The organism is Achromobacter sp. SLBN-14, from assembly GCF_006715415.1.
Taxonomy (GTDB): Bacteria; Pseudomonadota; Gammaproteobacteria; order Burkholderiales; family Burkholderiaceae_B; genus Achromobacter; species Achromobacter mucicolens.
In genome coordinates this window covers 1,339,979-1,355,122 of the sequence record NZ_VFNE01000001.1, presented here as the reverse complement: position 1 = coordinate 1,355,122, position 15,144 = coordinate 1,339,979, and the positions used below count along the sequence as shown (strand labels likewise).

General features: G+C 67.2%; 12 protein-coding genes. 2 read left to right on the top strand and 10 right to left on the bottom strand.

All coding sequences use genetic code 11. The features are described 5' to 3' along the window. Positions 1 to 42 precede the first annotated feature (42 nt). The 10 genes from FBY20_RS06210 to FBY20_RS06165 all read right to left on the bottom strand — a co-directional run bounded on the left by FBY20_RS06210 (position 43) and on the right by FBY20_RS06165 (position 12,501). A complete protein-coding gene (locus FBY20_RS06210) occupies positions 43 to 771 on the bottom strand; it encodes an SDR family NAD(P)-dependent oxidoreductase (protein ID WP_056321097.1) in 729 nt (242 codons plus the stop codon). Between the two features lie 38 nt (positions 772 to 809). Continuing rightward, positions 810 to 1,595 (bottom strand): cyclase family protein, encoded by a 786-nt coding sequence (locus FBY20_RS06205; protein ID WP_142050755.1) that lies wholly within the window; start codon positions 1,593 to 1,595, stop codon positions 810 to 812. Between the two features lie 208 nt (positions 1,596 to 1,803). After that, positions 1,804 to 3,051, bottom strand: coding sequence for an SDR family NAD(P)-dependent oxidoreductase (locus tag FBY20_RS06200; protein WP_056321101.1), 1,248 nt, complete (start codon positions 3,049 to 3,051; stop codon positions 1,804 to 1,806). Continuing rightward, a complete protein-coding gene (locus FBY20_RS06195) occupies positions 3,048 to 4,217 on the bottom strand; it encodes a thiolase family protein (RefSeq protein WP_142050752.1) in 1,170 nt (389 codons plus the stop codon). Before FBY20_RS06195 ends, FBY20_RS06200 begins: the two co-directional genes overlap by 4 nt. Continuing rightward, positions 4,214 to 5,854: an AMP-binding protein gene (locus tag FBY20_RS06190; protein WP_142050749.1), complete on the bottom strand. Its 1,641-nt coding sequence runs from the start codon at positions 5,852 to 5,854 to the stop codon at positions 4,214 to 4,216. Before FBY20_RS06190 ends, FBY20_RS06195 begins: the two co-directional genes overlap by 4 nt. A gap of 9 nt (positions 5,855 to 5,863) precedes the next feature. Further along, the gene (locus FBY20_RS06185) at positions 5,864 to 6,355 is read right to left on the bottom strand and encodes an aromatic-ring-hydroxylating dioxygenase subunit beta (RefSeq protein ID WP_056321109.1); all 492 of its coding nucleotides are present in this window, start codon (positions 6,353 to 6,355) and stop codon (positions 5,864 to 5,866) included. After that, positions 6,352 to 7,671 carry an aromatic ring-hydroxylating dioxygenase subunit alpha gene (locus tag FBY20_RS06180; RefSeq protein ID WP_062840333.1) on the bottom strand — a complete coding sequence of 440 codons (1,320 nt, stop codon included), beginning with the start codon at positions 7,669 to 7,671 and terminating at the stop codon, positions 6,352 to 6,354. The genes FBY20_RS06185 and FBY20_RS06180 overlap by 4 nt, the downstream gene beginning before the upstream one ends. A gap of 20 nt (positions 7,672 to 7,691) precedes the next feature. Then, positions 7,692 to 8,669: a PDR/VanB family oxidoreductase gene (locus FBY20_RS06175; protein WP_142050746.1), complete on the bottom strand. Its 978-nt coding sequence runs from the start codon at positions 8,667 to 8,669 to the stop codon at positions 7,692 to 7,694. Between the two features lie 27 nt (positions 8,670 to 8,696). Continuing rightward, the gene (locus tag FBY20_RS06170; protein ID WP_142050743.1) at positions 8,697 to 10,241 is read right to left on the bottom strand and encodes an indolepyruvate oxidoreductase subunit beta family protein; all 1,545 of its coding nucleotides are present in this window, start codon (positions 10,239 to 10,241) and stop codon (positions 8,697 to 8,699) included. Positions 10,242 to 10,254: 13 nt separating this feature from the next. Further along, entirely contained in the window at positions 10,255 to 12,501 is a 2,247-nt protein-coding gene (locus FBY20_RS06165; protein ID WP_142050740.1) for an indolepyruvate ferredoxin oxidoreductase subunit alpha, read from the bottom strand. Between the two features lie 367 nt (positions 12,502 to 12,868). Here FBY20_RS06165 and FBY20_RS06160 point away from each other — a divergent pair, with 367 nt between their 5' ends. Both FBY20_RS06160 and FBY20_RS06155 read left to right on the top strand, forming a co-directional pair. Further along, positions 12,869 to 13,366 (top strand): MarR family winged helix-turn-helix transcriptional regulator, encoded by a 498-nt coding sequence (locus tag FBY20_RS06160; protein ID WP_056322688.1) that lies wholly within the window; start codon positions 12,869 to 12,871, stop codon positions 13,364 to 13,366. A 187-nt stretch (positions 13,367 to 13,553) separates the two neighbouring features. Continuing rightward, positions 13,554 to 15,125 (top strand): ABC transporter substrate-binding protein, encoded by a 1,572-nt coding sequence (locus FBY20_RS06155; RefSeq protein ID WP_062840337.1) that lies wholly within the window; start codon positions 13,554 to 13,556, stop codon positions 15,123 to 15,125. The last annotated feature ends 19 nt before the right edge of the window (positions 15,126 to 15,144 follow it).

Below are 15,144 nucleotides of genomic sequence, written 5' to 3'. Positions count from 1 at the left end.
GGGTCCCGGTGCTTACCTATCCGTCAAAACCCGAAGCGACGGTCAGATGGTGATGGAGCTGACGCTTGCGCCGCCGCAGACGAACAGCGTCTGGCCGGTCACGAAGCTGTTGGCCGGATCGGCAAAGAACATGACGGCGCGCGCCACGTCGTCCGAACGGCCCAGCCGCTTGACCGGGATGCCCTCGGCAAGCTGCCGTTCACGTTCGCTGCCGGCTTCGATCACCTCGTAGAACATGTCGGTCTGGATGGGGCCGGGCGCCACCACGTTGACCGTGATGCCGTAAGGCGCAAGCTCCAGCGACCAGGTGCGCGCCATGCCGATCATGCCGGCCTTGGTGGCCGAGTAGGCGGTGCGCGTGGGCAGGCCCAGCGCGCCGCGCGAGGACATCATCACGATGCGGCCGAACTTTCGTTCCTGCATGCCGGGCAGGGCCGCCTGGACCAGGCTGATCGCCGCGCCCAGGTGGATCTGCGTCAAGCCATGCAGTTCTTCCTGCGTGACTTGCGGCAGCAGATTCGGCCAGATCACGCCGGCGTTGTGGATAACGTGGCTGACCGGAAACTTCGCGGCGACGTCGGCGCCCGCCTGCGCGGTGGCGGCGGCGTCCAGCAGGTCCACCTGCACGTTGTGCAGCCGCGGATGCGAGAAATCCGCCGCGCGGCGCGCCATCGAGATCACCTCGTAGCCCGCGTCGAGCATGCTGCGGCAGATTTCCGCGCCGATGCCGGCGCTGCCGCCGGTCACGATGGCCACATGGGTTTGCGTCATGGTTTCCCCCTTTGATTATTGGTGTGGGCGGGACGGCGTCAGGCCGTGGGCGCCAGCGCCAGCACGCGCAGCGGGCTGCCCGAGCCGCTGCGGATCTTGAGCGGCGCCGAGAAGATCACCGCACCGGTGGCCGGCAACTGGTCCAGGTTGGTCAGGCACTGCAAGCCGTAGCGGTTGTTGCCGTGCATGTAGTAGTGGCAGGGATAGGGCGGATCCAGATGCTGGGCTTGCCCGGCGTCCGTGCCCACCGATTCGGTGCCGAACCCGTGCACGTCGCGCTCCTTGATGAGCCAGGGCACGACGTCGGCGTCGGGGCCGGGAGAATGCGCGCCGTCCGCCTGCATGTTCAGGTAGTCGGCGGGCTTGGCGCGCTTGGACCAGTCGGTGCGCATCAGCACCCAGGACCGCGCGGGGATGCGGCCGTGCTGTTCTTCCCATTTCTTGACGAAGTCGATCGTCAAGAGGAAGTCCGGGTTGCCGGCCGCCTGGGCGGAACAGTCGATCACGCAGGCGCTGGCGATGAAGGCGTCGATGGGAATCGTGTCCACCGTGTTGTCCGGCTGGTCCTTGCCCGTGACCCAGTGCGCGGGCGCATCGAAGTGCGTGCCGGTGTGTTCGGAGCACGAGAAGTTGTTCCAGTACCAGGCCGGACCGCGCTCGTCGTAGTGCGAGATTTCCTCGATCCGGAATGGCCAGGCCTGCCCGAATTCCGGCGGCAGCACGATGGTGGGAAACTCCGGCGTCAGCGTTTCGGTCAGGTCCACCAGGCGGATGCGCCCGGAGACCAGCTCGGTCATGAACTGGGCAAGGATAGGTTGACTCACGATGCGCTCTCCTGTTGGTTCCTGCGGGTGTCGGACACCCTTTGCTTCGTAGGCTGCTGCGTAGGTGTCTGACACCCTTTGAGACGCCGTTCCAAGCTGTCGGCTGTCTCCCCAGGGTGTCAGACACCGGGTTCTTCTGCCGGCTGTCAGACACCGGGTTCTTCTGCACGGTGTCTGACACCGCGTTATCCACAGTGTGATCCAGCGGTCAGCCGCCCGCGCCCAGCTCCCGTTCCAGTCCCTTCGGGTTCTCAGCCAGCCGCGCCCGGAATTCCTGCGCCACGTCGCCCACGTACACGTCTTCGATGCCATCCTTCAGCGCGCGCACGATGGCGGCGGCGATGGCCGCTGGCGCAACACGCGGGGGCGGGGTGCGTTGTTCCCATTCGTGGTCGACGGGGCCGGGAAACACGTTCACCACCCGCACGCCCGCGCCGCGCATTTCCGCGCGCAGGCATTGCGCGAGCGACAGCGCGGCGGCCTTGGATGCCGACCACATGCCGCGCGCCGGCAGGTTCATGTGCGCGTAGATCGACAGCACGTTGACCCACGCGGCGGCGCTGTTCACGCCGTCGGCGGCGCGGCCGCACAGCGCGGGGCCGAAGCTCTGCGCCAGCCGCATCAGCCCCAGCACATTGACGTCCATGGCGTCGCGCGCGGTGTTCACGTCCTTGCGGCTCAGCAGCCCGCCCTCGCGCTCCAGGTCGGCCGTGTTGACCAGGATCTCGACCTTGCCGCCGATGGACGCGGCCACGCGCTCCACGGAATCGGTGTCGGTCACGTCCAGCGTCACGGCCTGCACACGCGGGTCCGCCGCCAGGGCGTCGAACGCGGCATCGCGCCGCCACGCCTGCGGATCGCCCAGGAAGACCAGCGGGCTGCCCGCATCGAGCAGCGCACGCGCCACGGCCTGGCCCACGGCCGACTTGCCGTCGGTGACCAGCGCGCGGCGGAACTTCGGATCGCACGAGGTCTCGCGCAGTGTCTTGTCGTCTTCCATGTTCGGCGTATTCCTTTCGGGCAGGGCGATCATCACGGCCTGGCCGCTGCGGTCCAGTTTCAGGGCCAGGCGCACGCGCGCGCCGTCGGCGCAGTCCTGGTGGACGTGCGCCACGACGGAGGGACCGGCGTCCATCCGCACCGTGCCCACGCGCCACGGCAGGCGTTCGCGGAAGTACAGGTCGTTGCTGTGATGCAGCGTCGTGCTGACGAGTAGCACGCCGTTCGGGTCGGCGGGCCGCCAGGGCAGGTGCTCGGACAGGCAATGGCCGCACACCTCGCGCGGCGGGTACTGCACCGTGCCGCATTCCGCGCAGGTCTGCAGATCGAAACGCCCCTCGGCGGCAGCGGCCGTCAGGCCCAGCGCGGCGCGGCTGCGCGAGCCGGGCGGCAGCGTGGGCTGCCGGGTCCGGGCGACGGGGTTCTTGCGCGGCGGCTTGGCCAGCGGCTCGGTCATGCGTCGCTCCTTGCCAGGATGGCCGCGGCGGTGCACAGCCCGCGGTCGTAATTGATCATGCCAAAGCCGCTGACCAGCCCCATGCGCGCCTCGCGCACCTGCGTGCCGCCGGCCGTGCCCGTCAACTGGCGCAGCGCCTCGACCATGCCCAAGTAGCCGCCGGCCGCGCCGGCCTGGCCCACCGACAGCTGGCCGCCGTTGGTGTTGAACGGAAAGCTGCCGTCCACGGTGAAGGTGTTGTCCCGCACGAACTGCGGCGCGGCGCCTTTCTTGCAGAACCCCAGGTCTTCCATCTGCATCAGGTTGATGACGGGATAGTCGTCATAGGCCTGCAGGAAGTCCATGTCCGCGGGGCCGGCATTGGCCTGCCCATACAGTTCATCGATGTCCAGCGTCCAGCCGCCCCGGGTCTGGATGGGATCGTCGATCCATGCGTTGTGGCGCTCGATGGTGGACAGGATGCGCGCATAAGGCAGGTTCAGCGCGCGTGCCCGGTCCTCGCGCATGACCAGAAACGCGTCGGCGCCCGCGCACGGCATGACGCAGTCGAACAGGTGGATCGGCTCGGTGATGACGCGCGCGTCCAGGTATTGGGCGAGCGTCAGCGGCTTTTTCATCAGCGCGTGCGGGTAGCGCAGGGCGTTGTCGCGTTGCGCCACGCAGACTTTGCCGAAATCCTCGCGCGTGGCGCCGGTCTGGCGCATGTAGTTGGCGGTCAGCAGCGCAAAGCTCGCATTCGGGCCGCCGGCGCCGTACGGGTAGACGGCGTCCTGCGCAAAGCGCGAGAACTGGCTGACCGTGTTGCGAAACGAGTCCACGTGGTTGGTGTCGCCGGCCAGGCACGCCACGATGTCGGCATCGCCCGCCTGCACGGCGCGCGCGGCGCGGCGCAGCGCGGCCACGCCGCTCGCCCCGCCCATCGGGATGTGATCGAGCCAGCGCGGCGTCATGCCCAGGTGCTGGACCAGGCCGACCGCCGTGTCGGGCGCCAGCGTGAAGCTGGACACGCACAGGCCGTCGACGTCGGTCTTGGCCAGCCCGGATTGCCGGATCAGCGCGCCCAGCGCGCGTCCCAGCCACCAGTGCGCGGCGTGCGTGGAATAGCGTTCATAGGGAATGGTGACGGGCAGGGCCGCCACGACGCCGTCGTAGCCCAGGCGGGTCATGGGCGAGTCCCCTCGGCCGGGCGCTTCTTCATGTGGCACGTGTCCACGCAGCGCGCCGTCCCCGGCAGGGTGGGCGCCAGGGCCTTCATCTCGCCGCGCTGGATCTTGTTGGTGGTGGTGAGCGGCAGGCTGTCCACGAACGCGACATACCCGGGCGCCTTGTAATACGCCAACTGCGACAGCGACCATTGCACGATGCTGCGCGCGGCCTCGGCCATGGCGTCCGCGCCGGCGGGCAGCGTTTCCGGCACCACGCAGGCCAGCACCTCGTCGCCGCGCACGGCGTCCGGCACGGCGGCCACCGCCACGGCCTTGACCAGCGGATGCTGCATCAGCACGCTTTCCACTTCCACGGCCGAGATGTTCTCGCCGCTGCGGCGGATGACGTTCTTCTTGCGGTCGACAAAGCGCAGGGCGCCGTCGGCCTCGCGGCGCACGATGTCGCCCGTGTGGAACCAGCCGCCTTCCCAGGCCTCGCGGGTAGCGGCCTCGTCCTTCAGGTAGCCGGCAAAAAATCCATAGCGCGGATCTTCTCCAGCATGGCGCACCAGCAGCTCGCCCGGTTCGCCGATGGCGGCCGGTTCGCCCGCGTCGGTCACGATGCGCACCTCGACGTCAGCTTCCTCGCTGCCGAAGCTGCTGGTGCCGACGTGGCGCGGTTCCTGGTTGGCGATGACGACGGCGCCCGCGCCGGTCTCGGTCATGGCCCAGGCCTCCAGCAGCGGAAAGCCGAAGCGCGCCTCGAAGGGCGCATGCAGCTTGCGGTCCACGCCCGCGCCGAAGCCGAAGCGGATGGCCGGCTGCAGGTCCTGCGGGGAAGGCTCGGCCTTCATCAGGATGGCGGGCATGACGCCCAGGTAGTGCAGCACCGTGGCGCGCGATTCGCGCACGCTGTCCCACCACGAGCGCGGGTGAAAGCGGTCCAGCGGGATCAGGCAGCCGCCCGTCAGCACCATCGCCATCGCGGAATAGGCCATGGCGTTCATGTGCACCAGCGGCAGCGGCGTCAGCATGCGTTCCTGGCCGGGCCGCAGCGCGGCCAGGCCGCCGATGCGGGCGTACCAGCCGCCCGCGTGCAGGAAATAACGGTTGGGCAGGATGCAGCCCTTGGGCCGGCCGGTGGTGCCGGACGTATAGAGCAGCGCGCACTCGGTCAGTTCGGAAGGCGGCGTGCCTTGCTGGGGCGCGGGGAAGGGCGCGGCGGGCGGCGCGTCGTCCGGGCCCATCACGCGCAGTTCCCGGCCCGCCCGGGCCGCTGCCGCCAGCAGGTCCGCGTGGCGTCCCGGCAGCGCGATTGCCAGCGCGATCTCGGAATGGCCGGCCAGATACTCCAGTTCGGCGGCGCGCAGATCCGGATTGATCGGCACGACGGACACGCCCAGGGCATTGAGCGCAAACCAGTGCAGGAAGAACGCGGGCCGGTTTTCCAGCAGCAGGCCGGCGCGGTGGCCGTGGCCATAGCCCGCCTTCTCATACGCGGCGCGCAGCGTCTCGATGGCGTCGGCCGCCTTGCCGTAGGTCAGTTCGCCGGCCTCGATCCCATAGGCATCCGCCGTTTCGGGCAGGATGCACAGGAACGGCTGGCCGCCGTGGCGGGATGCGGTGTCGGCAAAGGCCTGGTGGACGGTGGCGGTCACGGTCCGCTCCTACATGAACAGTTGGATGTTGCCGAAGGCCGCGTCGCAGTTGACGAGGTCCACGCGTTTCAGGCGGATGCGCAGCGCGCCGTCCTGTTCCACCAGGTGATGCGTGGCCCAGCCCGCAAAGAGGGTCTGCGTGTCCTGCCGCGTTTCGACGTAATGGAAGGCGGTGCGCACCACGTGCCGCCCTTCGGCAGGCGCCGATTCGGGATGGTCATGCTCGACCGTGGGCGCCTGCAGCAGGTGATGGCAGCGGCTCTTGGGCTGCTGCGAGAACGTGCGCTGGCCCGCCAGCCGCTCGACGCGCACGCGCAGCAGCAGCTTGTCCTCGTACATCAGCGAGGCGTGCAGCTTCGCATCGGTCTGGCCGTGCGCCAGCGGCATCCAGTAATAGCCGTCGTCCGTGTACAGGTTCAGCCATTCCTCGAAGCGCAGCTCGTCCAGCATGCGCGCCTCGGCGTAGACAAAATCGATCAACTCGCGGTCGCTTGCGCTCATACCGACTCCGATCCGGTCATGTAGCGGCCCCATGCGCGGTACTGGTTGCGCATCTGCCATTCGTTGGTGCCATTGGTGACGACGTTCTTCTGGTCCGCTTCGCCGGGCGCGTAGAGCCGTCCCACGTTGACCCAGTCGCGTGCGCGCGAGTGCAGGCCGTCCTGGGCGCGTTCGTACATTTCCAGGTCGTCGTGGCCCACCACGGACGTCGGCGCGTTGATGAGCCGGTTGTACATGAGCGTACGCTCAAGCAGCAGGTCCGGCGCGCCCACCAGGCGGAATGTCCAGGACTCCACCAGCGTGCGGTCGGCAGCGATCGGCTTGAAGATCCGCAGCGTCTGGATCGGCCCCTTGACCATGATGTTGGGGAAGTACACCGTGTTGTGGCGCACGTCGCCCAGGATCGCCTTGGCGCGGTCTTCGCCGTAGGCCTGCACCATCGAGTCCCAATACCCCGGAATGCCGGAATACGAGGCGTGGATGGAGTCGGAAACCCCGGTGTGCCCGTGTCCGTTTTCCCAGACGCGGATGCCCATGTTCTCGAAGAACTCGTAGGGCGAGATGAACGGCGCGAACAGCTCGACCGCCATCGGCTTGGGCGTGCCTTCGGGCGCCTGTTCCCAGACCTTGACCGCCGTGCCCGCCGAGGATTCGTGCGCGACCATCGGATGGCAGGTGTCGGTCTGGTTGTCGACCAGCATCTTCCAGTTGCAGCGGTGCATGTAGCGCAGCACGCCGCCGGCGACCTCAAGGCGGCCTTCGGGCGAGCGGTCGACCATGTTGTCCAGCGTCGATAGCGAATCGCCGAAGAATTCCTCGAACGACTGGCCCTCGGGGTTCAGGCGGCAGAAGACGAAGCCGCGATGGTTGCGCACGTCTTTCACGGCCGCCATGCCCTGGCTGGCTTCGCAGTTTTCCAGGCCGGTGTTCTCGTAGCCTTTTTTCAGCGGGATCGACAGCAGGCTGCCGTCCGTCTTGAACGTCCAGGCGTGATAAGGGCAGCGAAAGAACTTGCCCGTGTTGCCGCAGGCCTCGCCTGCGACCATGGTGCCCTTGTGCGGGCAGCGGTTGTGCAGCACGCGCACGCTTTTGTCGCTGTGGCGGACCATCACCACCGGCTGGTTGCCGACGGTGGTGGTGATGTAGTCGCCCGGGTTGGGCACCTGGCTGTCATGGCCGACATAGACCCAGGTGTTGGCGTACAGGCGTTCCATTTCCAGGTCGAACAGTTCCTGGTCGATGAAAAGGTCCTTGTGCACCTCGGTGTCGCGGAGCAGCGCGCGGATGGCGTCGGGATTGTCGCGGTATTTGCCCATGGTCGCTTCCTTGTCGGGGACTACAGGTCCAGCACCAGGCGCGCGGACTTGGCGCGCGAGATGCAGATCTGGATGATCTTGCCGCTCGCCTTCTCGGTGTCGGAAAGGTAATAGTCGCGGTGGTCGGGCTCGCCTTCCAGCACGGTGGCCTGGCACACGCCGCATTCGCCGCGCTTGCAGTCGACCATCGGGTCGCAGCCTTCTTCCTCCATGACCTCGACGATGGTCTTGTCGGCAGGAATCGTCAGCACGCGGCCGGATTGGCGCAGTTCGACCTCGAAGGCCTGGTCGCCAGCCTGCGGCGCGGCCGTCGCGAAAAGCTCGAAATGGATGTGGGCGTCGGGCCAGTGGCGCGCGTGCGCGCCCTGGATGACGGCGTCGATCAGCCCCTTGGGGCCACAGACGTACAGGTGCTGGCGCGGCGTGGCCGACGCCAGCAGCGCCTGCAGGTCGAACCGACTCGCGGGATCGTCGTCGGCGTGCAGCGTCAGGTCGCCGCCCGCCAGCGCCTGCAGCTCGGCCAGGAAGGCAAGCTGATCCTTGCTGCGGCCGCAGTAATGCAGATGGAACGCGCGGCCGGCGGACTTGAGCGCGGCGGCCATGGACGCAATCGGCGTGATGCCGATGCCGCCTGCAATCAGAATGACCGGCTCGTCGCCGGCAGGCGATTCGTGCAGCGGAAAGTCGTTCTTCGGGCCTTCCACGGTCAGCACGTCGCCCGCCGACAGCGCGTGCATGTGGCGCGATCCGCCCTGGCTGGTTTCTTCCAGCCGCACGCCCAGGCGGTACTCGGCCGGTTCGGCAAAGCGTCCCGCCTCGGGCGCCAACTGCACCAGCGAATAGCAGCGCGGATCGCGCAGGCTGGGGATCGTCACCTTCAGGTGCGCGCCGGGGCCGAAGGCGGGCAGCGCGCCGCCGTCTTCGCGCGCCAGCCGGAACGAGCGGATCAGCGGCGATTCCTGCCGGACTTCCCGGACGATCAGTTTGAGTGTCTGCACGATGTCTGTCTCTTTCAGGTGGCGGCCTCAGGCGGCCAGTTTTTCCGCAATCTGGCGTTCCATGGGCTCGCACTTCACGTTGGCAAGCGCCGTGTCGCGCAGCGCGCGCAGCGCGTCGGCGGCGTCGGGACGGCCGGCCAGCTGGTCCGCCGCCGCGATGAGCTGCCGGTACTTGCCGCCGCCGCGCACATGGGTATCGCTGTAGCCCTTGACCAGGCGGCGGCAGTTGACGGTCTCGACCGCCAGCGCGTAGTCGCGCGGCGCCAGCCGGGCCACCAGCGCCAGCCACGTTTCCAGCGATTCGGCCTCGATCTGGTGGCGCAGCGTGCCGCGCCGGAAGCGCCGCATGCCGGCCAGCGTGTACAGCATCAGGAAGCCGCCCAGCGTGCCGCTGCGCAGGCGGCGGCCCTTGCCGAGCCTGCGCTCCACGAAGCCGCCGAAGGCCTTGGAGCCCTCCAGCCAGCGGCCCAGCCGCGCCGGCAGGGTGCCGCAGATCTCTTCCAGCCGGGGGTGCATGAATTCGGTGGTGTCCACGAGCTGGCCGGGGCGCGCGCCGACTTCAGAACGCACGCGGTCAAAGCGTGTGCCGCGCGTCTTCAGGTCCGCCACGCGGATCACGTCGTCGTACGCCATGGCCGTGGCCACGTAGCGCGCGGCGGCGCAGGTCAGCGCCCATTGGCGGGCGTCGCCGCCGTGCTGCGCGTCCAGGTCGCGGATCGCCTTCATGCGGCGCAGGTAGTCTTCGGCATAGGCCAGGTCCTGGAATTCGATCTGGCGGCGCACGCCCGCGGTCAGCATGGGCTGCGCACAGGCCGGAAAGTCGCGCCGGATGGCGTCCAGCAAGGCCTGCGCGCGCGGGCTGGCGGCGCGCTCGGGCACAGGCGGAACGGGACGCGCGAGGTCGATGGCGGCGGGCGCGTCCGGCGCCTTGTCGGCCGACTCGAAGCCCAGCGCAAACGCCCGCAGGCTCGCGTCCACGCCCAGGCCCGCGCGCCGCACGGTGGCCTCGAAGTCGTCGCGGCTAAAGGGCAGGGCGCCGCTGCCGGCCACCGCCCCAAAAAGGCTGGCGCTGATGACGCTGCCGGCACGGTCCGCCAGATCCTGCAGGTCGAAACACAGGAAGCGGCGCGCGGCGGCGCGTCCCGCTTCCAGCACTTTGTTCGGGTCCGCGATCCCGTTGCCGGGCGCGGACTTTTCGCTGACTGCAAAGCTGCGGTGCGACGACGCGATCAGGACCGTGCGTTCGGGCGTCACGAGACCGCGCTGGATGGCGCGGCCGCCTTCCATCAATTCGGCGGCCACCACCAGGTCCACGTCGCCCGGCGTGGGCATCAGCGCCAGGGCCGGCTGGCGGCCCGCGCGCTGCACGTCGGCCTCGGGCAGCAGCTCCAGGTAGTAGATCGTGGCGCCGGTGCGCTGCGCCACGCCCGGCACCGAGGTGGTCTGCGCCCACCAGCCCGCGTGCTCGGCCATGTCGACGATCCAGTCGGCCAGCACGCCGCCGCCCTGGCCGCCCATGGCCAGGATGGCGATCTTGATGGGGTTGCCTTGTTGCATCACCGCCGCGTTCATGGTGCTGGGTTCCTCAAAGGGCGTCGTGCGCCAGGCGCGCCGCGCGGCGCCGTTGCAGAAAGCCGATCACCGCGCCGCGCAGGCGCGCCACGAAGCGGTCGGCGCCGGTCGGGTTGTGGATGATGTCGGCGCGGTAGAACGACGGGCACAGCACGGCCGCATGCGCGACCTCGCCACAGTTGCCGCAGCCCACGCAGCTGCTTTCCACGTGCGCGACCGGGTCTTCCTTGAGGGGATCGCCGCTGTCCTTGACCGTCAGCGACGGGCAGCCGGACAGCCGGATACAGGCGTGGTCGCCCGTGCAGACATCCGGATCCACGCCAAAGCGTTCCTTCACGACCCGCTTGCCCTCCTTGACCGCCTTATTGAAGAGCGGCTTCACGCGCCGCTGCTTGTTCAGCATGCACTCGGACTGCGCGATGATGACCTTCGGACCCTTGATGTCGGTGGTCAGCGCCTCTTCGATGGTGGCGCGCACCTTGGCGACGTCGTAGGTCCGGTCCAGCGTGCGCACCCACTTCACGCCCACGCCGCGCACGGCCTGGTCGATCGGGTTGTTGGTCGAGCGGTCGGGATTGTCGGCGCGCGAGGACAGGATGTCCTGCCCGCCGGTGGCCGAGGCGTAGAAGTTGTCGACGATGACGATGACGCCGTCGTACTTGTTGAACACCGCGTTGCCAATGCCCGACGCCAGCCCGTTATGCCAGAAGCCGCCGTCGCCCATGATGGAGATGGGCCGCTTGGCGGCCGGCACGTTGAACGCGGCCGCGCTGGAGGCGCCCAGGCCGTAGCCCATCGTCGTGGCGCCCAGGTTGAACGGCGGCAGGATGGAAAACAGGTGGCAGCCGATGTCGCACGAGATATGGTGCTGGCCCAGTGTTTCCTGCGCCAGCGTCAGCGCCGAAAAGATCGGCCGCTCCGGACAGCCCGTACAGAAGCCGGCGGGCCGCGGCGGCACCACGGCGGCCAGCCCTTCGACGTGCTTGTGGAAGGTGATGGGCTGCTCGGCGGGGCGCGGCGGTTTGGGCCGCGAGATTTCGGTGATCGAGATCGCGGCAGGTTCCGCCTGCGGTTCAGCCGGGGCTTGCGCCTGGCCATCCGCCGCCACGGCCGGATGCGTCTGCAGCGATTCCGGCCGGTTGCGCTTGAGGAACTCGCGCAGGCCGTCGCGCATGACCTGGGTGGTGTATTCGCCTGCCATCGGCAGCACGTCCTTGCCGGACAACTGCGTGCTCACACCCGCGCGGCGCAGCACCGCGTGCAGGTTCTGCTCGATGTAGTCGGGCTGGCCTTCCTCCAGCAGCAGCACGGCGCGCTTGCCCCGGCAGAAGTCGATGACCTCGTCCTCGATGACGGGGTAGGTCACGTTCATGACGTACAGCGGGATGCGGCTGTTGCCGAAGTTGTCCGCCAGGCCCAGGAGCTGCAGCGCGCGAATCACGCCGTTGTACAGGCCGCCCTGCAGGATCAGTCCGATATCGTCCTGCTCGCCGTCGAAGAATTCGTTGAGCTGGTGTTCCTTGATGTAGCGGATGGCCGCGGGCCAGCGCTCCTTGATCTTTTCCTGTTCGTGCAGGAACGACGCCGGCGGCAGCACGATGCGGCTCGTGTCGCGCGCCGGGCTTTCCAGCGCCTCGGCCAGGCTGAAGGCCGGGCGCTTGTTTTCCTTGGCGATGAAGCGCCCGTGCACGTGGCAGCCGCGGATGCGCAGTTGCAGCATCACGGGCGTCTTGCTGGCTTCGGACAGCGAAAAGCCGTCTTCCACCGCCTTGACCATGCTTTCCAGGTTCGGACGCGGGTCCAGCAGCCAGATCTGCGACTTCATGGCGAACGCGTGCGAGCGTTCCTGCATGATCGACGAGCCTTCGCCGTAGTCTTCGCCCACGATGACCAGCGCGCCGCCCGTGACGCCGCCCGACGCCAGGTTGGCCAGCGCGTCGGATGCGACGTTGGTGCCCACCGTGGATTTCCAGGTGACGGCGCCGCGGATGGGGTACATGACGGAGGCGGCCAGCGTGGCCGCGGCGGTGGCTTCCGAGGCGCTGGCCTCGAAGTGCACGCCCAGTTCCTGCAGGATGTCGTTGGCGTCGGCCAACACGTCCATCAGATGCGAGATCGGCGAACCCTGATAGCCGGCGACGTAGCCCACGCCCGATTGAAGCAGCGCCTTCGTGACGGCAAGGATCCCTTCGCCGCGAAATTCCTCACCCGCGCCGATGCGCAGCTGCTGGACTTCTTTCTTGAAAGATCTTTCCGCCATCTGGATCCCTTACGCGGACCCGGGCGGGTCCTTAATCCGTGCTGCCGTGCAGCATCGTCCTGCCACGAAAACATCGCCTGAAAAATACTTTAGGAGTCAACGTTTTAGCTGTCAATAAAAAAGATGAAATTTCATGGAAATTAAAAAATATCACGCAAAAACAAGGGTGTATATACTGGTTGTCCTTTAGCTTTTTGACGGTTTCGGAGCGCTGCAATGGTGCAAAAACGGGTTGCGATTTGGGGTATACCCTGTGCTGCGCAACAGCATTGCGGAACATCATGGCGCGCGGCTGCGCCGTCGTGGTGCAATGCGCTTTTCGGCAACGGGGCGGGCCTTCGAAATGGGTGCGTGGGAGCAAACCAACATGCAGGCAGATAAGCCACGCGGCACGCGCGCGGCCGCAACGGGCCCGCGGTTCGTCGATGGCTACCTGGCCTACCTGCTCGCGCAGGCCAGCCAGCGCATCTCGGCGGAATTCCATCAACAGGTCAAGGCCGCCGGGTTGTCCGTGACCGAATGGCGCGTGCTGGCCAGTCTTCAGGGCAGCGCCGGCGAAACCATCGGCAGCCTGGCGGTGCTGGCCATCACCAAGCAGCCCACGCTCAGCAAGGTCGTGCAGCGCATGGAGGCCGACGGGCTGGTGGCCCGCACCGGCGTACGCGCAGACCGCCGTCAGACGCGGGTCTGCATCACGGCCAAGGGCTCAAACCTCATCGGCGGGCTGTGCGAGCAGGCCTTGCAGCATCAAAAGGCGGTGCTCGCGCCCTTCGGCGAAGCCAAGGCCGCGATGCTGATCGAAATGCTCGATGTCCTGATGACCGAGCACGTGCCGCTGGAACTGCCCATCGACACCGACGAATGACGCCTTCCGTTGCAAGCACGCACTCGAACATCGTTCGGTCCGATTATTTCGTTACATGCTTATGCGTCCCTGATTGCTCCCGCTCTCTGAAAACCCCCTCCGGTACGCACAAACCCTGAATTGACGCGGGTCTCGCCGCTAGGCACACTCGCGCCGGTATTCAGACTACTGTCAGGAGTTGACACTTATGCGCCGCACTTTGATTGCTATCGCGATCGCCGCCGCCGTGGCAGTGCCCTCGATCGGGCAAGCCAAGACCTTCCGCTGGGCCGCCCAGGGCGACATCCTCACGTTCGATCCGCACTCGCAAAACGAGGGCATGACGATCGCCGCCAACAGCTACATCTACGAGCCGCTCGTCGACTACGACAAGTCCTTCAAGGTGTCGCCGCGACTGGCCACGGAATGGGAGCAGGTGTCGCCCACGCTGTATCGCTTCAAGCTGCGCCCCAACGTCAAGTTCCATGACGGCGCCGCGTTCACCGCCGACGACGTGGTGTTTTCGATCCACCGCGCCATGGCGCCCACGTCCAACTACAAGGCCTACACTACCGGCATCAAGGAAGCGCGCAAGATCGACGACCTGACGGTCGAGATCGAAACCTCCGCGCCCAACCCCGTGCTGCTGCGCCAGCTGACCAACGTGTTCATCATGAACAAGGCCTGGTCCGAAAAGAACAACATCGCCAAGCCGCAGGACTTCGTCAACAAGGAAGAAACCTACGGCGCGCGCAATACCAACGGCACCGGTCCCTACAAGCTCAAGAGCCGCGAAGTCGACGTGCGCACGGTCTTCGAGGAAAACAAGGACTGGTGGAACAAGGCCGGCAAGGTCGGCAACGTGACCGAAGTCGTGTTCACGCCGATCAAGCAGAACGCCACGCGCACCGCCGCGCTGTTGTCCGGCGAGATCGACTTCGTGCTGGATCCGGCCGCGCAAGACCTGGACCGCCTGCGCCAGTCGCAGAAGGTCGTCGAGGGCAACGAATACCGCACCATCTACCTGGGCCTGGACCAGAAGCGTCCGGAGCTGCAGTACTCCAACATCAAGGGCAAGAACCCGTTCCAGGACGTGCGCGTGCGCGAAGCGCTGTACCGCGCCATCGACGTCGACGCCATCAAGCGCGCCGTGATGCGCGGCCTGTCGGCGCCCACCGGCACGATGATCGCGCCGCAGGTGCATGGCTGGGCCGAATCGCTGCACAAGCGCGTGCCCTACGATCCCGAAAAGGCCCGCGCCCTGCTGAAGGAAGCCGGCTACGACGGCACGCTGAACTTCACGCTGGATTGCCCGAACAACCGCTATATCAACGACGAAGCCATCTGTCAGGCTGTCGTCGGCATGTGGGCCAAGGTCGGCGTCAAGGCCACCATGAACGCCATGCCGCGTTCCACCTACTTCCCGAAGGTGCAGTCGTTCGACACCAGCGCCTATCTGTTTGGCTGGGGCGTGCCCACGTTCGACGCCATGTACACGCTGCAGAACCTGATCCGCACCAAGGGCGAGGGCGCGGACGGCATGTACAACCTGGGCAACTACAGCAACAAGGAACTGGACGTCATCATCGACCGGATCAAGACCGAGACCGATCCGAAGAAGCGCGACGCCGACATCATCACCGTGCTGGAAGGGCACGCCAAGGACTTCGGGCACATCCCGCTGCATGATCAGGTCATCCCCTGGGCCATGCGCAAGAACGTCACGGTCATCCACCGTGCCGACAACCGCCTCGTTGCCGATTGGGTCAAGGTTGACTGATCCAGGCTAACCAGACGGC

Bases quoted from the DNA above. Each gene is read 5' to 3' on its own strand.
- FBY20_RS06155 (WP_062840337.1), top strand. From the start codon at position 13,554: ATGCGCCGCACTTTGATTGCTATCGCGATCGCCGCCGCCGTGGCAGTG.
- FBY20_RS06160 (WP_056322688.1), top strand. From the start codon at position 12,869: ATGCAGGCAGATAAGCCACGCGGCACGCGCGCGGCCGCAACGGGCCCG.
- FBY20_RS06195 (WP_142050752.1), bottom strand. From the start codon at position 4,217: ATGACCCGCCTGGGCTACGACGGCGTCGTGGCGGCCCTGCCCGTCACC.
- FBY20_RS06170 (WP_142050743.1), bottom strand. From the start codon at position 10,241: ATGAACGCGGCGGTGATGCAACAAGGCAACCCCATCAAGATCGCCATC.
- FBY20_RS06200 (WP_056321101.1), bottom strand. From the start codon at position 3,051: ATGACCGAGCCGCTGGCCAAGCCGCCGCGCAAGAACCCCGTCGCCCGG.
- FBY20_RS06210 (WP_056321097.1), bottom strand. From the start codon at position 771: ATGACGCAAACCCATGTGGCCATCGTGACCGGCGGCAGCGCCGGCATC.
- FBY20_RS06165 (WP_142050740.1), bottom strand. From the start codon at position 12,501: ATGGCGGAAAGATCTTTCAAGAAAGAAGTCCAGCAGCTGCGCATCGGC.
- FBY20_RS06180 (WP_062840333.1), bottom strand. From the start codon at position 7,671: ATGGGCAAATACCGCGACAATCCCGACGCCATCCGCGCGCTGCTCCGC.
- FBY20_RS06185 (WP_056321109.1), bottom strand. From the start codon at position 6,355: ATGAGCGCAAGCGACCGCGAGTTGATCGATTTTGTCTACGCCGAGGCG.